General features: G+C 67.8%; 19 protein-coding genes and 1 tRNA gene. 11 read left to right on the top strand and 9 right to left on the bottom strand.

What is annotated here, in order from left to right; all coding sequences use genetic code 11:
* Positions 1-82: 82 nt before the first annotated feature.
* A complete protein-coding gene (locus AC6RA4_RS05980; RefSeq protein ID WP_500158375.1) occupies positions 83-826 on the bottom strand; it encodes a CPBP family intramembrane glutamic endopeptidase in 744 nt (247 codons plus the stop codon).
* Between the two features lie 197 nt (positions 827-1,023).
* On the opposite strand from AC6RA4_RS05980, the gene AC6RA4_RS05985 reads away from it, so the two are divergent.
* The 4 genes from AC6RA4_RS05985 (at position 1,024) to AC6RA4_RS06000 (ending at position 3,912) form a co-directional block, all read left to right on the top strand.
* Positions 1,024-1,617, top strand: a complete 594-nt coding sequence (locus tag AC6RA4_RS05985) for a dihydroxy-acid dehydratase (RefSeq protein ID WP_500158377.1) — start codon at positions 1,024-1,026, stop codon at positions 1,615-1,617.
* Between the two features lie 118 nt (positions 1,618-1,735).
* On the top strand, positions 1,736-2,509 hold the full coding sequence (locus tag AC6RA4_RS05990; protein ID WP_500158379.1) for a DUF6478 family protein: 774 nt from the start codon (positions 1,736-1,738) through the stop codon (positions 2,507-2,509).
* 12 nt (positions 2,510-2,521) lie between these two features.
* On the top strand, positions 2,522-2,899 hold the full coding sequence (locus tag AC6RA4_RS05995) for a hypothetical protein (RefSeq protein ID WP_500158381.1): 378 nt from the start codon (positions 2,522-2,524) through the stop codon (positions 2,897-2,899).
* Between the two features lie 101 nt (positions 2,900-3,000).
* On the top strand, positions 3,001-3,912 hold the full coding sequence (locus AC6RA4_RS06000) for a DMT family transporter (protein ID WP_500158383.1): 912 nt from the start codon (positions 3,001-3,003) through the stop codon (positions 3,910-3,912).
* Positions 3,913-4,053: 141 nt separating this feature from the next.
* Here AC6RA4_RS06000 and AC6RA4_RS06005 read toward each other — a convergent pair whose 3' ends face one another.
* Positions 4,054-4,563: a Hint domain-containing protein gene (locus AC6RA4_RS06005; protein ID WP_500158385.1), complete on the bottom strand. Its 510-nt coding sequence runs from the start codon at positions 4,561-4,563 to the stop codon at positions 4,054-4,056.
* 135 nt (positions 4,564-4,698) lie between these two features.
* Between AC6RA4_RS06005 and AC6RA4_RS06010 the strand changes: the two genes are divergently transcribed.
* A tRNA-Leu gene (locus tag AC6RA4_RS06010) sits at positions 4,699-4,783 on the top strand.
* Between the two features lie 308 nt (positions 4,784-5,091).
* Here the strand turns inward: AC6RA4_RS06010 and AC6RA4_RS06015 are convergent.
* Entirely contained in the window at positions 5,092-7,407 is a 2,316-nt protein-coding gene (locus AC6RA4_RS06015) for a DUF4214 domain-containing protein (protein ID WP_500158387.1), read from the bottom strand.
* A gap of 618 nt (positions 7,408-8,025) precedes the next feature.
* Here AC6RA4_RS06015 and AC6RA4_RS06020 point away from each other — a divergent pair.
* Positions 8,026-8,514, top strand: coding sequence for a LysM peptidoglycan-binding domain-containing protein (locus tag AC6RA4_RS06020; RefSeq protein WP_500158389.1), 489 nt, complete (start codon positions 8,026-8,028; stop codon positions 8,512-8,514).
* A gap of 82 nt (positions 8,515-8,596) precedes the next feature.
* Here the strand turns inward: AC6RA4_RS06020 and AC6RA4_RS06025 are convergent, their stop codons facing one another.
* From AC6RA4_RS06025 to AC6RA4_RS06050, 6 genes are read right to left on the bottom strand one after another with little or no spacing between them, the layout of a single operon-like run.
* Positions 8,597-10,186 (bottom strand): gamma-glutamyltransferase family protein, encoded by a 1,590-nt coding sequence (locus AC6RA4_RS06025; protein WP_500158391.1) that lies wholly within the window; start codon positions 10,184-10,186, stop codon positions 8,597-8,599.
* A gap of 54 nt (positions 10,187-10,240) precedes the next feature.
* On the bottom strand, positions 10,241-11,281 hold the full coding sequence (locus AC6RA4_RS06030; RefSeq protein ID WP_500158393.1) for an oligopeptide/dipeptide ABC transporter ATP-binding protein: 1,041 nt from the start codon (positions 11,279-11,281) through the stop codon (positions 10,241-10,243).
* Complete coding sequence (locus AC6RA4_RS06035; RefSeq protein WP_500158395.1) at positions 11,278-12,252, bottom strand: ABC transporter ATP-binding protein; 975 nt, start codon at positions 12,250-12,252, stop codon at positions 11,278-11,280. The genes AC6RA4_RS06030 and AC6RA4_RS06035 overlap by 4 nt, the downstream gene beginning before the upstream one ends.
* Positions 12,249-13,148: an ABC transporter permease gene (locus AC6RA4_RS06040; protein WP_500158397.1), complete on the bottom strand. Its 900-nt coding sequence runs from the start codon at positions 13,146-13,148 to the stop codon at positions 12,249-12,251. The genes AC6RA4_RS06035 and AC6RA4_RS06040 overlap by 4 nt, the downstream gene beginning before the upstream one ends.
* Positions 13,145-14,095: an ABC transporter permease gene (locus AC6RA4_RS06045; protein WP_222603388.1), complete on the bottom strand. Its 951-nt coding sequence runs from the start codon at positions 14,093-14,095 to the stop codon at positions 13,145-13,147. The genes AC6RA4_RS06040 and AC6RA4_RS06045 overlap by 4 nt, the downstream gene beginning before the upstream one ends.
* Entirely contained in the window at positions 14,095-15,702 is a 1,608-nt protein-coding gene (locus tag AC6RA4_RS06050; protein ID WP_500158400.1) for an ABC transporter substrate-binding protein, read from the bottom strand. The genes AC6RA4_RS06045 and AC6RA4_RS06050 overlap by 1 nt, the downstream gene beginning before the upstream one ends.
* Positions 15,703-15,924: 222 nt before the next feature.
* Here AC6RA4_RS06050 and AC6RA4_RS06055 point away from each other — a divergent pair, with 222 nt between their 5' ends.
* From AC6RA4_RS06055 to AC6RA4_RS06075, 5 genes are all read left to right on the top strand, one after another.
* Positions 15,925-16,566 (top strand): GntR family transcriptional regulator, encoded by a 642-nt coding sequence (locus AC6RA4_RS06055; RefSeq protein WP_500158402.1) that lies wholly within the window; start codon positions 15,925-15,927, stop codon positions 16,564-16,566.
* Positions 16,567-16,604: 38 nt separating this feature from the next.
* Positions 16,605-17,429 (top strand): sulfite exporter TauE/SafE family protein, encoded by an 825-nt coding sequence (locus AC6RA4_RS06060; protein ID WP_500158404.1) that lies wholly within the window; start codon positions 16,605-16,607, stop codon positions 17,427-17,429.
* Between the two features lie 204 nt (positions 17,430-17,633).
* Positions 17,634-18,764, top strand: a complete 1,131-nt coding sequence (locus AC6RA4_RS06065; RefSeq protein WP_500158406.1) for an ABC transporter permease — start codon at positions 17,634-17,636, stop codon at positions 18,762-18,764.
* Complete coding sequence (locus AC6RA4_RS06070) at positions 18,761-19,555, top strand: ABC transporter ATP-binding protein (RefSeq protein ID WP_500158408.1); 795 nt, start codon at positions 18,761-18,763, stop codon at positions 19,553-19,555. Before AC6RA4_RS06065 ends, AC6RA4_RS06070 begins: the two co-directional genes overlap by 4 nt.
* 3 nt (positions 19,556-19,558) lie before the next feature.
* Entirely contained in the window at positions 19,559-21,298 is a 1,740-nt protein-coding gene (locus AC6RA4_RS06075; protein WP_500158410.1) for an MCE family protein, read from the top strand.
* Positions 21,299-21,310: the final 12 nt, after the last annotated feature.

Consider the following 21,310-nt stretch of genomic DNA (forward strand, 5'->3'; position numbering starts at 1 on the left):
GCAGCAGCGCGCGGATCGCCGCTTCGTCGCCGGCACCGAAGGGCAGGGGATAGAGCCCCAGCCCCGACATAGTGACCAGCTGCTAGCTCACCCCGATGGCCACGAGGTGGGTGAGCATGGGCAGCGCGATCGCCGGCCCCAGCGTGCCGGCCCGCGCAGTGAGGTCGGCGGCGGCGAGGCCGAAAACAAAGGCCCAGGCCATCACCAGCCAGGCGTTGCCGCCATAGGTGGCCGGCGTCCAGTGCCCGAGGGCGAAGAGCGCCGAGGGTACGATCAGCCAGACCGCAGGATAGGGCAGCCGGGCGGCGAGCTGCGATTGCAGGTAGCCGCGGAACAGCAGCTCTTCGCTGCCGGTCTGAACCAGAAGCGCCGTCAGGGTGAGCGGCAGCAGCACCAGCCAGTGGCCGAAGGGCAGCCCGGGTTGCAGGTCCTGGGCCATGTCCCACGGCGGCAGCGCGCCGATCACCATGTAGAGCAGACCCACTGCGAGGAACACCCGGACGAATTGCCGAACCGCCATCGGCAGCGGGCCAAGGAGGCTGCGGGCGCGGCGGTGGTGGATGAGGTGGGTGGCGGCGATGGTGCCGATCCCCAGCGCGCCCATCGCAAGCAGCAGCACCAGCAACGTTGCGGGTGTGTTGCCGTCCTGAAGCCCGATCAGGAAGGCCCGCGAGGTCTCGGCCGGGACCAGCACTGAGATCACCGCGAAGATCCCCTGCGGCAGCGCGAAGGCCACCAGCACGATCAGGCACAGCCCGATGACCAGCCGCCAGAGCTCGGTGCGGCGGGCGCTGCCGGTCATCAGCAGGAACGGACGGTAGGACATGGCGACGGGTCCGGCAGGGATCGGAGGGCGGGGCGCGCTCCTTCGGTGGATCGGAGATAGGGTCCGAAACAGCCTGCGGCAAGCGCGGCGGTCTTGCGCCGACAACGGTCCAGACCGCATGCGGCAATCATTTCTTGTTTCAACGCAAGTGCTTCGCTATCCCGATCCTGTCAAACACCGAAGAGGAGCGGTTGCCGATGGGGTGGAACATGGCTCTCGCCGGGGTGGCCGGGCTTATGCTGCTGGCCGCCTGCGTGCCGACGTCGGGCAGCGCGCCGCTCGCCAGCGCCGCGCTCGCCGGGGGCGAGGTCGTGGTGGCGGGACCGGATGGCTATTGCGTCGATCCCGTGACGCTGGGCCGGGGCGCGACGCGGAGCTTCGCGGTGCTCGCCTCGTGCAACATCCTGTCGGGCGGCGAGACCGGCTTCTTTGTCGAACCGATGATGGTGACCGTCACCGTCGGCCCGCGCCAGGCGAGCCCGGCGATCCCCGCGCCCGAGTCGCTCGCCGCCGAGGCCGGCCAGCCACTGGTCTCGGGCAGCGCGCGCGACGGTCTGACCACGGCGCTTCTGGGTGGCGGCGGCGCAGAGGTGCTCGACGACGGCGATCCGCGCTACTGGCGCGGGGCCTTTGTCGAGAACGGGCACCTCGTCGGGCTGGCGCTTTACGCGCCCGAAGGCAGCCGCTTTGTCGGGCGCGACGGTGCGGCCATGCTGAGCCGGGTGCATCGCCAGATCATGCGGCTGAGCCCGGAGCTCGCGTCGGTGAGCAGCGCCGCGGCGCCCGGCTGACCGCTGCCGGTCCCGCCGGGGATTTGGCCGTTTATTCGATGCAAAGGATTTGCCATAACTGTTCCAAGGGCCACCGCAGTCAGAGTGGCCGGGACACAAGAGGCAACGGGCGAGGCATATGGCGGGCATCGGCGAGGGGTGGATGAACCGGGCGTTCTCGGCGCTGGTGCTGCGGCGCTGGACCGAGGCGGCGCGCATGGCCGAGACCGCCGATCTGCGCCAGCTGCGCCGCCAGCGCTCCGCCGCGCGGCGCCTCAAGGACCGGCTCGACCGGCTGATCCAGGTGGCGGACGGGCGGCTTGCCCTTCCGGTGCTTGGCAACCAGTCGTTTCCGCGCCCGCACGATGCCGACTGGGCCTGGCGCCCCGAGCTCTGGTGCGGGCCGCTCGCGGTGGCGGGGATGTCCTCGGTGCAGTCGCAGTCGCGGCTCGGTCGCGAGGTGACGTTGTTCCACGACTGCGCCCATTCCGAGATCACCCTGCGCCAGCTGCGCAACACCCGCGAGGCGGACCTCGCGGCCTACGGCTTGCGGCTCGACGTGTTCAAGTTCGACGGCTCCTACCTGTCGCTTGCCATCGACCTGCCCGAGCAAAGCTGCGACGGGCTCAAGCGCAAGCATCTGATCCGCATCGACACCATCGTCGAGATGGAGAAGCCGCTCGAGATCTTCGCCCGGCTCAACATCCGCCACGGCCCCAACACCGAGCAGATCGTGCGCGAGCTGCCGCTGCACGAGCAGGAGATCCGGGTCGAGTTCGACCTGGCCTATACCAAGCTCAACGAGAAGCGGGTCGACCGGATGTGGCTCGACCTGATCTTCGAGGGGCCGGAGATGAACCAGGTGGTGCTGCGGGATCTCACCTTCAGCCGTCGCCCGCGGGCCGAGATGTAACGGAGACACGCGATGAGCGCCTATACGCTGACCAAGACACGGTTCAAGGAAGGGGTCTGGGAAGGGCTTCTGGCCGCCGGGGCCTCTGATGCGCCGACGCCCGAGATCACCGTCGATTTCGAAGGCCGCCCGGTGCGCGGCGTCACCGTGACCGAAACCACCGAGGCCGGGCGCTGGGCGCTTGAGGTGCCGGTGCCGGTGGAGGCGATTTGCGACGGGGTGCAGACCTTCGCGATCCGCGAGGCCGCCAGCGACGAGGTGCTGGGCAGCTTCACCCTGATCGCCGGAGAGGCGCTGGGCGACGATCTGCGCGCCGAGGTCTCGCTGCTGCGGGCCGAGCTCGACATGCTCAAGCGCGCCTTCCGGCGGCACTGCATCGAGACGATGTAGCCGACCGTTCGCACACGAATAGCGGCTTTGCGCCGGCGACTCATTGCATGCAGTCGTGGGAACGGTCACAGTGGCGTGACTGGTATACCATCGGAGCCCACATGACACCGCTGCGCGGCATTGCGCTGAAAATCACCTCGGTCATCCTGTTCGTGATCATGTCCTCGCTGATCAAGGCGTCCGCGAACGTTCCCACCGGGGAGGCGGTGTTCTTCCGCTCTTTCTTTGCCCTTCCGGTGATCATCGGCTGGCTGATCTGGCGCGGCGACCTCGCCACCGGGCTGCGCGCCCGCAAGCCCTCGCTGCACGTGCTGCGTGGCATTGTCGGGGTCTCGGCCATGGGGTTCAACTTCGCGGCGCTGACCCTGCTGCCACTGCCCGAGGTGACTGCACTGGGCTATGCCGCGCCGCTGCTGACGGTGATCTTCGGCGCGGTGCTGCTGGGCGAGCAGGTGCGGCTGTTCCGGCTGTCTGCGGTGGCGATGGGGGTCTTCGGCGTCGGGCTGGTGATGTGGCCGCTGCTGACCGTATCCGAGATGAACGACACGGTGCTGCTGGGCATCGGCTTCGTCATGGCTTCGGCGGTGCTGCGGGCGCTGGTGCAGATCCACATCCGGCGCATGGTGCAGACCGAGCAGACCTCGGCCATCGTGTTCTACTTCACCATGACATCGACGGTCCTGTCGCTGCTGACCATTCCCTTCGGCTGGGTGGTGCCCACCGGGCCCGAGACGGTAATGCTGATCGCCGCGGGGCTGATCGGAGGCGTGGCGCAGATCTGCATCACTTCGGCCTATCGCGGCGCCGAGGCGGGGCTGCTGGCGCCGTTCGACTATGCTTCGATCCTGTTCGCGATCCTGATCGGCTATCTGGTCTTCGCCGAGGTGCCGACCCCGCTGATGCTGCTGGGCTCGGCAGTGGTGATCGCCTCGGGCGTGGCGATCATCCTGCGCGAGCGCTATCTCGGACTGCAGCGCAACCGCGCCCGGCCGAACATGACGCCGCAGGGCTGAGTACCCCAGACGGAGAGAGGGCGTGCCGCAAGGCGGTGCGCCTGCACCGTCAGCCGCCTGCCTCCGGCGCTGCCGTGAAAGCGGTGCATGCAGGGGGCAGACGCGCTCCGGCGGAGCCGGTTCGCCCGGGGAAAGCGGCTGTCAGGCGCTGACCGGTTCGGTCACCGCGCAGGCCAGTTCCAGCCCGTCGCCATAGAGGATGTGTGGTGCGTCGAAGCAAAGCTCGATCAGAGCGACCTCGCGCGTGCCGATCACCCGGATGAATTCGCCATCGGCCAGCCGTTCCGCCGGGACCAGCGCGCGTTCCGCGCCGAAGAGGGCCTTGGCCCGCCAGTCGCGCACCAGGATTTCCTGCGTGGCGGGCAGCACCGCATCGCTGTCGGGGCGGGAATTGCCCAGCGTGCCGGCGCGGATCGCCACTAGCTTCACCCGCTCGCGGCGGCGGTGAATGGCGGTGAGGGTGGCAGTGCCGCTGTCGCGGGTGATGACCCGATCGCCGGGAGAGAGATACTCGACCGGTATCGCGCCATCGAGCGTGAGCACCACCGTGCCCGCAACCAGTGCGTTGAATGTCTGCGACGCCACGATATGCCGTGCAGGGACGATTGCGCCCCCGGTCGTGCCATCGCGCCGGACCGTTTTCGGTTCCATGGGCGCAATCCTGCTGTGTCTGCCTCGTTATTGTCGGGCAGAGTATGGCAAGATTCGGTAAATGTCGCGGCTTTTCCGCGCCGCATTTTCCACTCGCCTTGGCAGCGTGGCTTTGTTAGGACAGCGCGGCGTTAAGCGGGTGTGGCGAAATTGGTAGACGCACCAGATTTAGGTTCTGGCGCCGCAAGGCGTGGGGGTTCAAGTCCCTCCACCCGCACCAACGTATCCCTGCAACCGGTTGGTATCGCGAAAGCCTGGCTTGCGGCCTGCGTCGCACGCCACCCGCTGAGCCGCCGGACGGGATCGCTCCGTCCTTGAACGATGGCCGGTCCCTGCTGTCGCCAGACGGGCTGATGCCTTGCAGCGGATGGGGCGGGATCACGCCTTGGCGACCTTGCGTCCAGAAGGGCGTCTCGACGACCGATGCACCGCGTTTGTTGCCCGGCAGTCGCCGATGAGGGTCGGACCGAGGCGGCATCGGGGCCTCCGTCGCCCCGTCGCCGGGAATCGCCCCAGCCTTCTGTCGGTTCAGATCAGCAGCAAAGCGTCGGCGCCAAGCTCGCCTGCCTGCATGTCGAAGAGCCTGATCTCGCCGGTGTCGTAGGCGAGCACGAGATCGGCACCGTCCTGCACGAAGGCCGCAGCAGCGTCGGCGGCGGTGGCAAAGCCGAATCCGTCGAGCTCGATCCGGTCCCACGGCTCGAGGTCGGCGATCACGTCGTGGCCCCCGTCGGCGTGTCGAAAGCGGAAGCTGTCCGCGTAGAGCCCGCCGAAAAGCAGGTCGTCACCAGCGCCGCCATCGAGGAGATCGTCCAGCCCGAGATGCGCCATCCAGGCCTCGAGAGGGGCGGAGGCCGCCTGCTGGAACTCGGGGCTCTGCGAGATCCCGCGCACAACCTCCTCGCGGGACACCCCGGCCGCGAGCTTCGCGGTCCAGCTCTGCAGGCCCGCCGCCTCGGGCTCCCGGTCGAGGGCGTTGTTGTAGAGCAGCGTCACGAAGGCGGAATCCCCGAGTGCGCCATAGCGGGTCTGGAACTCGCGGGAGCCGGTGAAGCCGGCGACCACGTCGAGAAATGCCGTGCCCTGCGCCAGCCGCGCGGCCCATGTTTCCAGCCCGGCGCTATCCGGCACGCGGTCAAGCGTCGTCTGATAGAGCCGGAAGACATCATCGGCCCAACCCTGCTGGATGGCGGCACGGGAGACGCTTGCCTCCGCTGCAGCGGTCTTGGCCTTGAACTCGGCGCTTTCCGAAATCCCATAGACCACCTCTTCACGAGAGGTGCCGTCCGCAAGCTGTGCGGTCCAGCCTGCGAGGCTGGTCGCATCGGGTTCGCGGCCCAGTGCGTTCTCGTAAAGCAGCGTCACGAACTCGGTGTCGGAGGTCTCGCCGTAGAGCGTCTGGAACTCGCGCGAGCCCACGAAGCCGGCGATGACCTGCACGAGCGGCGTGCCGTCAAGCAGCCGCTCCGTCCAGTTCAGCTGGCCGGTGGCGTCGGGCCAGCGTGCCAGTGTCGCCTTGTAGAGGCGGACGATCTGACCGGAGGCCGGATCGAAGGCGTCATCGAGGGTTTCCCCAAAAAGCAGATCCGGCCCTGCACCACCTGAGAGGCTGTCCTGTCCCGGGCCTCCCCAGATCCGGTCGGTTCCGGCCTGACCGCTCAGCGTGTTCGCGGCCGCGTTGCCGATCAAGATGTCGTTTCCGGCGTCGCCAAGGGCGGTCTCGATCACCACGCCCGCGGCGATCGTGAAGCCGCCACGGACGTCACTCATGTAGGACAGGAAGCCGCCACCACCCTGCTCGGCGCGCAGGGTTGCCGGCCGCAGATCGATCAGCGCGTCTCCGGAGGCCGCGGCCTGGATCGTGTCGCTGCCGCCGGCATCCCAGATGCATTCGTAGAATGTCCCGAGGCCATTTGCCTCCGGCAGGCGGTAGAGGGTGTCGCCGACGGCCCAATCGAGATTTGCCCCGTATTTCTGCTGCAGGACCGCGATATCGAGGGCCATCGGGCCGGCCTCGTAACCGAAGTCGTTCACGTAGGTCCAGTAGCCGTCATAATAGGCCGCCCCATAGGGGCCGCCCGGCCAGCCTTCGTTATAGCCCATCACGGTGTAGACGCCCTGGTTCAGCGCTCCCACGCCATAGGAGCCGCGGGCGGAAATGACGCCTTCGAGGATTGTCGAGCTTCCGCCGGTGTCGTGCGGATGGGCAAGTCCGAGCCCGTGACAGAACTCCTCGAGCAGGGCGGCGTACATGTACCCCCCGCGCGACAGCAACGGGTTGAGACTGTCGGCATCGAGCCAGCCAAGATAATCGGGATCGGTCACCTCGAGCCCGGAATAGGTGTCGCCGGGAGGGATCATGAAGGCCAGCGCATTGTAGGCATCGAGATCGCAGGTCGCGAAGCGGAACTCGGCCAGCGCTTCATTCGTGGTTTCGCGGAACTCGAGGTTGGCGACCTTGCTGATCTGCTCGAGCGCCGAGAAGTACTGGCGCTTCTGATAGGCCGTGAAGCCCTGCGACGGACCGAAATCCGGAAGGCCATCGGGATAGCTGCCAGCCGGCGTGAAATAGACGTCGATGACGGCTTCGGTCACCTCTGTCCCCCAGTCGATGGTGCTTAGCACGGGGGCCGTGTCTGCGGTCAGGGCGATGGCCTCTGCGGGCAGAACCGTGCCCACTGCCGCAGCCTCGCTGGTCAGGGGGGAAAGCGCCCGCACCGGAAGGTCTTCGCCGAAGAGGACATCCCTGCCGGATCCTGCAACGCCGCCGACGGCCCGCTCCGGCGCCTCGCGGGCCGAAGCATCGGCGACATGTGTCGGTCCATCCTCCAAGATCTCGACCATTGCCCGTCCTCCCAAACTGGCCTGCAAGCATGCGCTCTTGTGGCGGCGCGTCGTTGATACGGGTCATGTTGGCTGGCGCGGCGCTTGCTTGCGGGTCCCGGATGCGGCGAGGTCCGCCCTACAGAGATGCCGGTCCAGAGATCTCTTGGCGCGCTCTGGCGCGGCGGTTCGAGGCAACCGTTCGCGTTTTCCGACAAGGGCTTGCGCGACGGCCCGCGGACTCGTTTGAAACGGTCGCGAGCCTTTGAGCGAGGGGCTGGGTCGTTGCGGCGGCGCGCTCGTGAAAATATTCGGTTTCTTCTGTTTCAAGCCCGATCGGAAGGGGGGGCAGGGCGGCGCGCCAGGCGGCAGATCGCTCCTGAAACGGTCCGCCAAGAGCGTTTGGTCGCGGGAGTCCGGCCTCCGAAAACCGCTACTCGGCCCCGATTAGCGGCGCGAATGCGGTCTATTGAGCGTGTCGGGCGGCGTGAAAGGGCTGGCGATGGTCGCGTTATGCGGGCCTCCAGCCGCCGGTTTCGGGCGCTGCCGGCGCGACTCGTCGCATGGTTGTGTCTCCTGTGCTATCCTCCCGAATACCGAGGGCCACCCCGGCCCCGGTTCAGCGGAGGGTAACGTACCGTGTCAGTGACCCTGGATATCCAGCAGCCTCAGCCGTTCGACCTCGTCGGCTCTACGATCCTCATCGCCGGAAATGCCGCCGCCTTCGAGGGCACGCTCACCATCCGCGTGTCGGAGGGGCATGACGAGTTCGAGGGCTTCACGCAGGTCGGGGCGCTGGGGTTGCGGCAGTTTCAGGCCCAGTTCGAGATCCCCGAGACCAACGCCTTCCAGCTCAACCGGCTGTTCCTGACGCTGGCGGACGATACCGGCAACGAGAACGGGCCCTCGGTCACGGTGCCGGTGCTGTTCGGTCCGCGCATCCTGCCGGGCTATACCGGCTGGCAGCCCTACACGGTGGAGCCGGGAGACACGCTCATCAAGATCGCGCAGCAGGTCTATGGCAACAACGCGTTCCAGCCGATCTTCGAGGCCAACCAGCATGTGTTGGCGAGCCCGGACCTGATCTTTCCGGGACAGGTGCTGCGCATCCCGCGCAACGCTCTCTGAGCGCTCCCCGGCATGAAAAAGGGCGCCACTCCGTGAGGAGTGACGCCCGGGAAGTGACCGCGGGATGGCGGTCAGTCGGGGATCAGAATCCGAGGGCCATGCCGTCCTTGCGGGTGTCGCTGCCGCCGGTGAGCGTGCCGGCCTTGCGATCGATCATGATCGCCTGGCTGCCGCCGATCGGGCTGGTCTGGATGGCAAGCGTGTGGCCGCGCGCCTCGAGCTCGGCGCGGGCCTCTTCCGAGACGCCCGGCTCGAGCTGCAGCACACCGCCGAAGCCGAAGCTGCGCGGCATGTCCATCGCCGCCTGCGGGTCCATGCCGAGGTCGAACATGTTCGACAGGAACTGGCCGTGGCCCGCCGCCTGGTACTGGCCGCCCATCACGCCAAAGGGCATCACCGCCTCGCCGTCCTTGCAGACCATGCCGGGGATGATGGTGTGCATCGGGCGCTTCATCGGCGCGATTGCGTTGGGATGGCCCTCGATCAGTCGGAACGAGGCGCCGCGCGAGTGGAACAGCACGCCGGTCTCGGGATCGAGCCGGGTCGAGCCGAAGCCGTGGAAGATCGAGTTGATGAAGGACAGCGCGTTGCCCTCGCCATCGACCACGCAGAGATAGATCGTGTCCTTGTGCTCGGGCTCGTCCCAGAGCGCGGGCGCGCCGGCCTTGGTCATGTCGATGCGCGCGGCGAGCGTGTCGACCACCTCGTCCGAGAGCAGCGTCTCGACCACGCCCTCGCAGGAGGCCGGATCGCCGATCAGCGCGTCGCGGTGATGATAGGCGAGCTTGGCGGCCTCGGCATGGATGTGGATGCGGTCGGCCTCCGACATCTCCGGGCCCATGTCGAATTTCGACAGGATGCGCAGGATCAGCAGCGCCGCGAGGCCCTGGCCGTTGGGCGGGCACTCGTAGATGTCATGGCCGCCGAACTCGGTCGAGATCGGGTCGACCCAGATCGCGGCATCCTTGCCGGCGTGGAAATCCTCTTCGGTCTGCAGACCGCCGAGCGATTGCAGGTGTGCGGCCATCTTGGCGGCGGTCTCGCCCTCATAGAATCCGGCGGCGCCCTTCTCGGCGATCTCGCGCAGGCGTGCGCCGATCAGCGGCTGCGCGTGCCTCTCGCCGACCTTCGGCGCGGCGCCGTTCGGCAGGAAGACCTTGGCGGCGTGCTCGTCCTTGCCCACCAGCGCGGCGTTCTCGGCCCAGTCCATCGCCACGCGCGGGGTCACGACGTAGCCGTTCTCGGCGTAGTGGATGGCGCGGGCGAAGAGCCGCTCGAGCGGCAGCGAGCCGTGATCCTCGTGCAGGCGGCACCAGGCCGAGATCGCGCCGGGGATGGTCACCGCGTGCGGGCTGGTCTGGGGGATCTCGTCGGTGAGGCCGGCGGCCTTCAGCGCCTCGACGGTGGCGGCCTTGGCCGCGCGCCCCGAGCCGTTCAGCGCCTTCACCTTGCCGCCCTTGGGCGCGTAGAGCGCGAAACAGTCGCCGCCGATGCCGGTCATCAGCGGGTCGACCACGCATTGCACCGCCACAGCGCAGATCGCGGCGTCGACGGCATTGCCGCCGGCAGAGAGGATCTCGAGCCCGGCCGCCGTCGACAGCGGGTGCGACGTGGCGATCATGGCATCGGAGGCCAGAGTGCTGGGACGCCGGGCGGAGAAGAAGTCGAACATGGGTCTTTGTGTCCTGCTTTTGATGCTTCGGGTTCCGTGAGTGATGTTTGGCCCTTAGCGGTTTTCGGAGGGCTGAGCCTCCGTCGAAGTGAGCGGGTGAAGACATGCGACGGCCCGCCCGGCGCCTTGCTGGCCGAGCTGCGGGTCGCGCAGCCGGCAATCCTCCTGCGCTGCCGGGCAGCGCGAGGAGAAACGGCAGCCCTTGGGCAGATCCAGAGGGCTCGGGATCTCGCCCGGGAGCGGCTCGGGGATCGGTTCGAAGAACCGCGGAGCCGCCGCCCGGAGGGCTGCGGAATAGGGGTGCGCGGGTGCGTCGAGCACCGCATCCGTGGGGCCGGTCTCGACGATCCGGCCCAGATACATGATGGCGATCTCCTCGCAGAGATAGCTCGCCACGCCAAGGTCGTGGGTGATGAAGACCAGCGTCAGCCCCATGTCGCGCTGCAGGCTGCGCAGCAGCGTCAGCAGCTGCGCCTGAGTCGAGACGTCGAGGCCGGACACGGCCTCGTCGGCCACCAGCACCGAAGGTTCCGAGGCCAGCGCGCGGGCGATGGCGACGCGGCGTACCTGCCCGCCGGAGAGGCCGGAGGGGTAGCGGCTGGCGGCGTCGGTCGGCAGGCCCACCCGGTCGATGAGCTGCGCCACGCGGGCGGCTTCCTCGCCCTTGCGCACGATGTTGAAGTGGCGCAGCGGCTCGGCGATGAGCTGGCCCACGGTCATCCGCGGGTCGAGCGAGCCGCGGGCGTCCTGATAGACCATGGCGACGTCGCGGGCGAACTCGGTGCCACGGGCGCGGGCCTCGCGGATCGGCTTGCCGCGATAGAGCGCGCGGCCGCCGCTCGGGGCGTCGAGGCCGAGAAGCACCCGCAGGAGCGTCGACTTGCCCGAGCCGCTCTCGCCCACCAGCGCCAGCGAGGCGCCCTGCGCGATGCTCAGGCGCACGCCGTCGAGCGCCTTGAGCCCCACGGTGTCGCGGCTGAAGAGGCTGCGGCCGGGCTTTGGCACGGAGAATTCCTGCTCGACCTCGATCAGCTCGAAGACCGGCGGATTGGGCGCCGTTGCGGGGCGCTTGGTCTGGATCTGCGACATGATCATTCCGGGTTCCAGCAGGCGAATTGGTGATCGAGAGGGCTGTCCGCCCCGGCGCGTGCCGGTTGCAGGGGCGGTGCTTCCCCGGCGCAGCGCGGCAGGGCGCGCGGGCAGCGGGTGGCGAAGCGGCAGCCCACGGGCATCTCGCTATGCGGCGGCACCGTGCCCTCGGGCGCGGTGACCTCCTTGGTGCCGATCTCGAGCACGCAGGACTTGAGCTGCTTGGTATAGGGGTGGCGGTGATGCTCGAGGATGTCGCGGGCGGGACCGGATTCGACCACCTGCCCAGCATAGAGCACCACGATGCGGTCGCAGGACTGGCTGGCGAGTGCCAGATCGTGCAGCACGAAGATGCAGCTCGCCCCGCGCGACTTGGTCTGCGCGAGGATGAGCCGCACGATCTGCGCCTGGATGGTGACGTCGAGCGCCGAGGTCGGCTCGTCGGCGAGCAGCAGGTCGGGATTGCAGGCCAGCGCGATGGCGACCATCACGCGCTGCTGCATGCCGCCCGAAAGCTGGTGCGGATAGGCGCTCATCCGGCCCTCGGGGTCGTTGATGCCGACCGAGGTGAAGAGCTCGACGGCGCGGGTCCGCGCCTCGGCTTTCGACAGCCCGAGATTGCGCCGCAGCACGGTGATCAGCTGCCGGCCCACGGTGTAGGACGGGTTCAGCGCCGAGCCGGCATCCTGGAAGATCATCGACAGCCGGCGGCCGCGCAGCTTGACCATCTGGCGCTCGGACAGCGCCAGCAGGTCGCCGGCACCCTCCATCTCGGCCGAGCCCTCGACCTTGGCGCCATCAAGCAGCCGCATCAGCGCCGTGGCGATGGTCGACTTGCCGGCGCCGCTTTCGCCGACGAGCGCGAGGGTCTCGCCCTCGGCCAGCGACAGGGTCACGCGGTCGAGGATCTTGGCGGCGCCGCGATGCACGCTGAGATCGCGGAGGCTGAGGATCGGGGTGGAGGCCATGTCCTTCATGCGCCCCTCCGGAGCTTGGGGTCGAACTCCTCGCGGATGCCGTCGCCGACGATCGACAGGGCGATCAGCAGCAGCGCGAGCGCGAAGCCGGGCATCGCCGACATCCACGCGGCGAAGCTGACGAAGGCGCGGCCCTCGGCGATCATCAGGCCCCAGTCGGGGGTGGGCGGCGTCACGCCGATGCCGAGGAAGGAGAGCGAAGAGGAGACGAGGATCGCCTCGGAGATACGGATGGTGACCTGCACCGCCAGCGGGAAGATCACGTTGGGCAGCACGTGGCGCCAGATCACCTTGAGATAGGGGATCGACATCAGCGTCGCCGCCTCGACGAAGAGCTGCACGCGCACCTGCATCACGTCGGCGCGCACGGTGCGGGCGAAGGGGCCGATCATCGACAGGCCCACAGCCACGACGACCTTGTCGACGCCCTGTCCGAGGATGGCGATGAAGGCCACCGCGAGGATCAGCGAGGGCAGCGCGAGGATCGAGTCGATGAGCCGCATCAGCGCCCATTCCAGCCAGCCGCCGGAGAGGCCGGCGGCCAGCCCGATGACGAGCCCTCCGGCGGCGCCGATCAGCACCGAGAAGATGCCGATGATCAGCGCATAGCGGGCGCCGTAGATGACGCGGCTCAGGATGTCCTGACCGTAGCTGTCGGTGCCCAGCGGGTGGGCCACGCTTGGCGCCTGCATCATCGCGTTGATGTCCTGCATCACCGGATCATAGGGCGCCACGAACGGCGCGAAGGTCGCCGCCAGCACGTAGGCCGCGGCCACGATCAGCGCGATGGTGAAGAACGGGCGCCGCAGGAAGATCGAGCGCCGGCCGGTCCTGGCTTTTTTCGGCGGCTCGGCGGGCGGCAGGGTGGTCGGGGCTTCGGGAGTCTGGATGCTCATTTCCGTGCCCTCAGCCGCGGATCGAGGAAGGGATAGGAGAGGTCCACGAGGAGGTTCACTCCGATGAAGAGGGTGGCGGTCATCATCACGCCGGCCTGCACGACCATGTATTCCCGGCCCAGAACGGCGGAGGTCAGCATCTGGCCGATGCCCGGCAGGTTGAAGACCGTCTCGGTCAGCACCGTGCCCTGCAGCAGCACGCCGAGCTGAAGCCCGAGGATGGTGACAAGCGGCATCGCGATGTTGCGCACGCCATGCACCCAGATCACCCGCCACGACGGTTCGCCGCGCGCGCGGGCGGCGGCGATGTAGGGTTGCTCCATCACCTCGATGAGGGTGGCGCGGGTGAGGCGGGTGATCATGGCGATGAAATAGGTGGACAGCGTCAGTCCGGGCAGGATCATGTGATAGATGCCGCCCCAGAAATCCTGCCATGGCGAGACATAGCCCATCACCGGGAAGAGCTGCATCTTCACCGCGAAGAACCAGATCAGCAGGATGCCGAGCAGGAAGGAAGGGAAGGCGGTGCCGGTCAGGGCCAGCACCGCGGCGCCCGCGTCGAACGCGGTGTCCTTCTTGACCGCCGACAGCACGCCCAGCGGCACGCCGATCAGGATCGCGAAGGCGAGGGAGAAGGAGGCGAGCGTCAGCGTGACGGGCAGCGCCTCCTTGAAGGCATAGGTAAAGATATCCGTCCGGGCGACATAGGACGTGCCCCAATCGCCCTGCACGAACCTCACCGCCCAGTCGGCATATTGCGCGAGGAAGGGCTGATCCAGCCCCAGCTCGGCGGTGAGCGACTCATACGCTTCCTGCGAGTACTCCGATCCCAGCATGATCTGGATCGGGTCGCCCGGCGCCAGCTTCAGAAGTCCGAAGCTGGCCACCGAGACGACGAACAGCACGACAAGCGTCTGCGCGATCTTTCCCAGTGCCTGTCCCCACATCAGGCGAGGCTCACCGTGTGCAGGTTCACGAGGTCGGCGGGGATGTATTCGAAGCCCTGCACCTTGTTCGAGAACACCTTGTAGATCGGCATATGCGCCATCACGGCGATGCCGGCCTCATCCATGAGCAGGTCTTCTGCCTTGTAGTAGAGCTCCTTGCGGGCCTCCGGCTCGAGCAGCACCTGCGCCTGCGCGCAGAGGTCGTCGAACTCGGTGTTGATCCACTTGCCGAAGTTCCACGCGCCGTCCGAGCGGAACTCGGGGTAGAGCGTTTCGTCGGGGTCGAGGTCGGCCACCCACTCGAAGTCGTAGAGGTCGAAATCGCCCTCGTTGCGGCGCTTGACCCAGGCGGCGGGCTCGATCAGCTCGAGGTTCGCCTTGATGCCGATCTGCGCCAGCATCGGTGCCACGGTCTGGGCGACACGGGTGCCGACCGGACCACGCTCGGCCATCATGTAGGTCACCTCAACCTCGCCCTGGTTGGCGGCCTTGGCGCGGAACTCCTTGGCCTTCTCGAGATCGAACCACTGGCCGCGGCCCGAGGTCGCGATGTTGGGGTCGAAGAAGTCGGTCATCGGCGGGGAGATCGGCGTGTAGGCCTGCTGGGCGCGGCCGAAATAGGCCTGCTTCACGAGGGTCTCGCGATCCAGGGCCCAGGCCACGGCGCGGCGCAGGTTGATGTCGTCGAACGGCGACCGGGCGCAGTTCATGCCGAGGAAGGTGTAGTTGCCCTCGATCTCGCCGTAGAGCGTGGCGTTCGGGAAGGCGTCGACCTGGTCCACCAGCTGCATCGGGCAGTCGGTCATGCCGTCAATCTGGCCGGCCATCAGGGCGGCGAGCGCGGTCGAGGCCTCGTTCATCAGCACGAAGGTGACGCGCTCGAGCTTGGGCAGGCCTTCCTCGAAATACTCGGTGTTGGCTTCCAGCTCGATGGCATCGTTCTCGCGCCAGGAGACGAACTTGAACGGGCCGGTGCCGACCGGGTTGCGGCCATAGTCCGCGCCGTATTTCTGCACGGCGGCGGGGCTGACGATGGTGCCGGCGCGGCCGGTCGAGCCGTTCAGGGCGACGGGCAGGAAGGCGTAGGGCTGCGAGAAGTGCAGCTTGAAGGTCAGGTCGTCGACGATTTCGATCTCGTCGAGGAGCGCCAGCTTCCAGGCGTGCGGCGACTTGGGCTCGCCTTCCTTGACGCGCAGCAGCGAGAACTTCACAGCTTCCGCGTTACAGGGGGTGCCGTCGTGGAACATCACGCCTTCGCGCAGCTTGAAGACGTGGGTCTTGTCGTCCTCGAGATCCCAGGTTTCGGCCAGATCGGGCTCGAAGGTCACGTTGGTGCCGTCATAGGCGATCTTGAGCAGGCCGTTGTGGATGTTGTTGATGATCTGGATCGCAGACAGGAACCCGGTGAAGTGCGGGTCCAGCGTATCGATGACCTTGATCGACGCGATCTTGAGGTGGCCGCTCTGCTGGGCGCGGGCGATGCCCGGCGCGCCGCTGGCCGCTGCCGCGGTCAGAAGACCAGCGCCCATCCCCTTGAGCACGGCCCGGCGACCGAATCGCGCCGAGAGGCGCTCGGCCAGGACCTTCTTATGATCGATGTCTTTCATTCGTCTTCTCTCCTGTTGGCATGGTCTCCTCCCTTTTTGTCCTTAGAGGCCAGTGCCTTCGCTGCGGCCCGGTTGGCTCCGGATCTCGCCCGCCCCGGTCTGGTTTCGAGGCGTTTTTGTCGATGTCTCCCTAATCATGCGACGTTCTTATGAATTCAACTTGCGACGACATGTATACATATGCAAGATAAAAGTACCCCAAACATGGGAGGCGGACGACAGATGTCTATTCGGACGGCAGAAAATATCTTCGAGACACTGGTCGACGGCATCGTTGCCGGGCGGATGCCTCCGGGCGAGCCGCTGGTGGAAAAGACCCTGGCCGAGCAATTCGGCGTATCCCGCACCCCGGTGCGCGAGGCGCTGCACCGGCTGGAGCAGGCGAACCTTGCCGAGCGCGGCGCGCGGCGCGCCTTCTTCGTGCGCCAGATGGCGCCGGATGACCTGGCCGAGCTATTCGAGGCCGCGGGCGAGGTCGAGAGCGCGCTTGCGGCGCTGGCCGCCAACCGGATGAGCGAGATCGAGCGCCGCAAGCTCGAGGCGATTCTCGCCGAGGGCCATGCCTGCGACGACCCCGAGGCCTATGGCGAGATCAACGCCCGCTTCCACGACACCATCAAGACCGGGGCGCGCAATGCGATCCTTGCCGCCACGCTCGACGAGATGAACCTGCGCACGCTGGCGTGGCGCGCCGCCAATTTCCACGAAGATGCCACCCGGCTCGAGACCTCGCGCGCCGAGCATCGTGGCATCACCGAAGCCATCCTCGCGCAGGACGCAGAGACCACCCGGAGGCTGATGCGCAGCCACGTGGCTTCGTCCTACATCGTTTTGACCGACATCCTTGCCCGCCGGGCGGAGTGATCCGCGCCGTTGCCGCATAACCGATTCTGGAGACCCACATGCCCGATTTGACGCTGACGCTGGAACTGCTGCTTTTCATGGTGGTGATCGGAGGCTTCGCGGGCGTGCTCGCGGGTCTTCTGGGCGTCGGCGGGGGCATCGTTCTGGTGCCGGCCTTCTTCTTCACTTTCCAGGCGCTGGGCTATGACGGGCCGCAGACCATGCAGGTCTGCCTCGCGACCTCGCTGGCGACGATCATCGTCACCTCGCTGCGCTCGGTGGTCAGTCACAACCGCAAGGGCGCGGTCGACTGGGAGATCCTCAAGGGCTGGGCGCCGGGCATCGTGATCGGCGCCATCGTCGGCGTGCTCGCCGCCTCGGCGCTGAAATCCACCAGCCTGCAGGTGATCTTCGGGGTGCTGGCGCTGGTGATCGGCGCCTACATGGCCTTCGGCAAGCGCAGCTGGCGGCTGGCCGAGGCGATGCCGAGCGGCGGCAAGCAATACATCTATTCGCCTGCGGTGGGCTTCCTGTCGGTGCTGATGGGCATCGGCGGCGGCAGCTTCGGCGTGCCGCTGATGAGTCTGCACAACGTGCCGATCCACCGTGCCGTGGCCACCGCCGCCGGCTTCGGCGTGCTGATCGCGGTGCCCTCGGCGGTGGGCTTCCTGCTGCTGACCATCGAGCCGGGCTCGCGCCCGCCCTTCACCCTCGGCGCGGTGAACCTGCCGGGCTTCCTCGTGGTGATCGCGATGACGCTGCTGACCGCGCCGCTGGGCGTGAAGCTGGCCCACGCCATGGACCCGGCGCCGCTCAAGAAGCTCTTCGGGGCGTTTCTGATCCTCGTGGCGCTCAACATGCTGCGCAAGGCGTTCATGGGCTGACGATCGGCGCCCAGCCGCTGCTTCGAGTTGCCGCATGGTGCATCGGTGCAAACACCGGTTGCCGCCTCCCTCAGAGACGATACCTTGCTCGGGATGCTGCGGCCCGGTGACCGGGGCGCAGGATCGAGCGTGGCAATCCCGGCGTCCTCCCCTCCCGCGATCCGAAAGGGCCGCCTGGTCGGTGCCGGAGCAGAGGCGAGGCAGATGGCGGAACAGGGACGGATCGAGCTCGATCTCTCCGAGACGGCGGCGGAGGCGGTGCTGAGCCTCTCCGGCACGCTGTCGATCCGCAATGTGAGCGCGCTGCGCGACCGCCTCTCCGCCATGAGCTTCGACCGCCCGCTGGTGCTCGACCTTGCTGCGGTCGAGCGAGTCGACACTGCAGGGGCGTGGCTGCTGACCGAGCTGCAAACCCGGGTGGAGGCGACCGGCACGGCGGTCAGCCTGCGCAACGCCAGCGAGACCACGGGCCTTCTGCTCGAGAACGTGCGGCAGGCCATGCCACGCCGCACGGAGAAACCCGCCTCGGCGCGTGGTCTCGAGGCGCTTCTGGAGCAGACTGGCCGGGCGGTGGTCGGGGGCGCGAGGTATTTCGCAGACCTGACCGGCTTTCTGGGCCTGTTCCTCGCCCGGCTCGGGCGGCTTCTGCGCCATCCCTCTCAGTTCCGCCTCACCGCGCTGGTGGCGCATTGCGAGGATGTCGGCTTGCGCGCCGTGCCGATCGTGGCGCTGATGTCGTTCCTGATCGGCGTGGTGCTGGCTTTCCAGGGCTCCGAGCAGCTGCGACAGTTCGGCGCCGAGGTCTTCGTGGTCGACCTGATCGCCATCTCGGTGCTGCGCGAGCTGGGCATCCTGCTGACCGCGATCATCGTGGCGGGCCGCACCGCCTCGGCCTTCACCGCCGCCATCGGCTCGATGAAGATGCGCGAGGAGATCGACGCCATGCGCACGCTCGGGCTCGACCCCGGCGTGATGCTTTTCGTGCCGCGCATCCTCGCGCTGCTCTTGATGCTGCCGATCCTCGGACTAATCGCCGATTTCATGGGCCTTTTCGGCGGCGCACTGATGGCGTGGCTCGAGCTTGGCATCTCGCCGTCGATGTTCGTCACGCGGCTGATCGAGGGCACCGGCGTCGGGCATCTCTTCGTCGGGCTGGTCAAGGCACCGGCCTTCGCGCTGATCATCGGTGTGGTGGGCTGCCACGCGGGCATGCAGGTCAAGGGCAACGCCGAGTCGCTGGGGCGGATGACCTCGGGCGCGGTGGTGGCGGCGATCTTTGCGGTGATCCTCGCCGACGCGCTGTTCTCGGTGTTCTTCGCGAAGGTGGGCATATGACCGAGGCAGAGCGCGAAGCGGTGATCCGGGTGCGCGGGCTGAAGACCCAGTTCGGCACCCACGTGGTGCACGAGAACCTCGACCTCGACGTCTATCGCGGCGAGATCCTCGGCGTGGTCGGGGGCTCGGGCACTGGCAAGTCGGTGCTGCTGCGCACCATCACCGGGCTGCAAACCCCGGCGGCGGGCGAGATCGACGTGTTTGGGGTCGACGTACTGGCCCGCGACGGGGCCGGGCGCGACAGCCTCGACGACCGCTGGGGGGTGATGTTTCAGGATGGCGCGTTGTTCTCGTCGCTGACCGTGCGCGAGAATATCGAGGTGCCGATGAAGGCGGTGCCGGGGCTGGCCCCCGACATCCGGCGCGAGCTGGCGGATCTGAAGATCTCGATGGTCGGGCTGCCCTATCTCGCGGGCGATCTCTACCCTTCGGAGCTTTCGGGCGGGATGCGCAAGCGGGCGGGGCTTGCGCGGGCGCTGGCGCTCGATCCCGAGGTGGTGTTTCTCGATGAGCCCACGGCAGGGCTTGACCCCATCGGCGCGGCGGCCTTCGATACGCTGATCCGAAACCTCAGCACCTCTCTGGGACTCACCGTTTTCCTCGTGACACACGATCTCGACACGCTCTACGCGATCTGCGACCGCATCGCCGTGCTTTCGGAGCGCCGCGTGCTGGTGACCGGCAGCCTCGACGACATGCTCGAGGTCGACGATCCGTGGGTGCGCGAGTATTTTCACGGGCCGCGCGCCCGGGCGGCGTTTGCCGGCACCGCGACAGATACGGAGAGCTGAGGCATGGAGACCCGCGCCAACTATGTGCTGATCGGGGCCTTCACGCTGGCGGGCTTTCTCGCCATGCTGGCGGCCTTCGTGTGGTTCGCCAATATCCAGCTCGACCGTCAGTTCGCCTATTACGACATCGATTTCCCCAGCGTTTCGGGCCTGTCCGACGCGTCCGACGTGCGCTTTTCGGGGCTGCCGGTGGGGCAGGTCGTCGATGTGCGCCTGTCGCCCGAGCGCGACGGCAGGGTGCGGGTGCGCATCGAGATCGGTGCCGACACGCCGGTGCGCAGCGACAGCGTCGCCACCATCGAAGCGCAGGGCGTGACGGGGGTGTCCTACGTGGGCCTGTCTGCCGGCACGCCGGATGCGCCGCTGCTGAGCGAGGTCTCGGAGCAGTCCGTGCCGAGCATCGAGGCCGGCCAGTCGGTGCTGCAATCGCTCACCGAGGACGCGCCCAAGCTGGTCGCGGAAACCTTGCGCGCGGTGCAGGACGTGCGCGAGCTCTTCGGGGACGAAAATCAGGCCAAGGTGCAGAGCATCCTCGACAATATCGACGAATCCTCGGTCGCCTTCGCGCAGGCGCTGGATGATTTCTCGCGCGTCGGCGGGTCGGTCTCCAGCTTTGCCGAGCAGATCGACCGCTTCAACGACACGCTCGACTCGGTCAGCCGCGACGCCTCGGCGACGCTGGCGGATGTGCGCGAGGCGGTGGTCTCGGTTCGCGATCTCTCGGAGGAGGCGCGGGGGGTGCTGGAGCAGGGCGGCGGCACGCTGGAGCGCGCCGACAGCGCCATCGGCTCGGCCGAGCGCTATGTCACCGAGCAGCTCGGCCCGGCGACGGAACAGCTGCAGCGCTCGGTGGCGGATATCGAGACGCGCTTCGCCGCGCTTTCCGAGAGCGCCGGCGGGCTGGTCGAGACCTTCACCGAAACCGGCGTCACTGCCACAGAGCGTCTGACCGAGGCGCGTGAGACGCTGGCGGCCACCAACGAGATGATCGCCGGGATCGGCACGGCGATGCAGAGCGTCGAGGGCGCGGCGCAGGGCTTCGATACGCTGATCGCCGGCGACGGCGCGGCGCTGGTCGACGAGCTGCGCGCCGCCACCGCCGAGGCGACAGAGGTGATCCGGCAGGTTGGCGCGGTGGCCGAAACCGACCTTCCCGCGATCATCGCCGAGATCCGCAGCGCCACCGAGACCGCCTCGGGTGTGGTCTCACGCGTGGGCGAGGATCTATCCTCGGCCTCCGGACAGCTCGACGATCTGGCGCGCAACGCGGGTGAGACCTTCGACAGCGTGCGCGTCACCTTCACCAATGCCAACGACACGCTCTCGGCCATCAACGCCGCGCTCGAGACCGGCGACCGCGCCCTGCGCGCCGCCGAGTCCGCCTTCCAGGGCGCTGACCGGGTGATGAACGAGGAGGTGGCGGGCATCGCCGAGAGCCTGCGCTCGACCCTGGCGCAGCTTGAAAGCGCGGTGGCGCAGGTCGCAGGCGAGGTGCCGGGCGTGACCGAGGAGCTGCGCGCCGCCAGCCGCTCGGCGCAGGCGGCCTTTGCCGAGATCGAGACGGCGGTGGACCAGAGCGCGCCGGCGGTGCGCGCCTTCGCCACCGATGCGCTGCCGCAGTTCGGGCGGCTGGCGGTCGAGACCCGCACCCTGATCAACAACCTCGATGCCCTGGTCGAGAGCCTGCGGCGCGACCCGAGCCGCTTCCTGCTCGACCGGCGCGCCCCGGAATTTGGGCGATAAGGAGATGACCCT

It is taken from the genome of Salipiger sp. (assembly GCF_059781815.1).

Bases quoted from the DNA above. Each gene is read 5' to 3' on its own strand.
- AC6RA4_RS06035 (WP_500158395.1), bottom strand. From the start codon at position 12,252: ATGAAGGACATGGCCTCCACCCCGATCCTCAGCCTCCGCGATCTCAGC.
- AC6RA4_RS06070 (WP_500158408.1), top strand. From the start codon at position 18,761: ATGACCGAGGCAGAGCGCGAAGCGGTGATCCGGGTGCGCGGGCTGAAG.
- AC6RA4_RS06045 (WP_222603388.1), bottom strand. From the start codon at position 14,095: ATGTGGGGACAGGCACTGGGAAAGATCGCGCAGACGCTTGTCGTGCTG.
- AC6RA4_RS05995 (WP_500158381.1), top strand. From the start codon at position 2,522: ATGAGCGCCTATACGCTGACCAAGACACGGTTCAAGGAAGGGGTCTGG.
- AC6RA4_RS06000 (WP_500158383.1), top strand. From the start codon at position 3,001: ATGACACCGCTGCGCGGCATTGCGCTGAAAATCACCTCGGTCATCCTG.
- AC6RA4_RS06060 (WP_500158404.1), top strand. From the start codon at position 16,605: ATGCCCGATTTGACGCTGACGCTGGAACTGCTGCTTTTCATGGTGGTG.
- AC6RA4_RS05985 (WP_500158377.1), top strand. From the start codon at position 1,024: ATGGGGTGGAACATGGCTCTCGCCGGGGTGGCCGGGCTTATGCTGCTG.
- AC6RA4_RS06040 (WP_500158397.1), bottom strand. From the start codon at position 13,148: ATGAGCATCCAGACTCCCGAAGCCCCGACCACCCTGCCGCCCGCCGAG.
- AC6RA4_RS06005 (WP_500158385.1), bottom strand. From the start codon at position 4,563: ATGGAACCGAAAACGGTCCGGCGCGATGGCACGACCGGGGGCGCAATC.
- AC6RA4_RS06030 (WP_500158393.1), bottom strand. From the start codon at position 11,281: ATGATCATGTCGCAGATCCAGACCAAGCGCCCCGCAACGGCGCCCAAT.
- AC6RA4_RS06015 (WP_500158387.1), bottom strand. From the start codon at position 7,407: ATGGTCGAGATCTTGGAGGATGGACCGACACATGTCGCCGATGCTTCG.
- AC6RA4_RS06050 (WP_500158400.1), bottom strand. From the start codon at position 15,702: ATGAAAGACATCGATCATAAGAAGGTCCTGGCCGAGCGCCTCTCGGCG.
- AC6RA4_RS06055 (WP_500158402.1), top strand. From the start codon at position 15,925: ATGTCTATTCGGACGGCAGAAAATATCTTCGAGACACTGGTCGACGGC.
- AC6RA4_RS06025 (WP_500158391.1), bottom strand. From the start codon at position 10,186: ATGTTCGACTTCTTCTCCGCCCGGCGTCCCAGCACTCTGGCCTCCGAT.
- AC6RA4_RS05990 (WP_500158379.1), top strand. From the start codon at position 1,736: ATGGCGGGCATCGGCGAGGGGTGGATGAACCGGGCGTTCTCGGCGCTG.
- AC6RA4_RS05980 (WP_500158375.1), bottom strand. From the start codon at position 826: ATGTCCTACCGTCCGTTCCTGCTGATGACCGGCAGCGCCCGCCGCACC.
- AC6RA4_RS06065 (WP_500158406.1), top strand. From the start codon at position 17,634: ATGGCGGAACAGGGACGGATCGAGCTCGATCTCTCCGAGACGGCGGCG.
- AC6RA4_RS06075 (WP_500158410.1), top strand. From the start codon at position 19,559: ATGGAGACCCGCGCCAACTATGTGCTGATCGGGGCCTTCACGCTGGCG.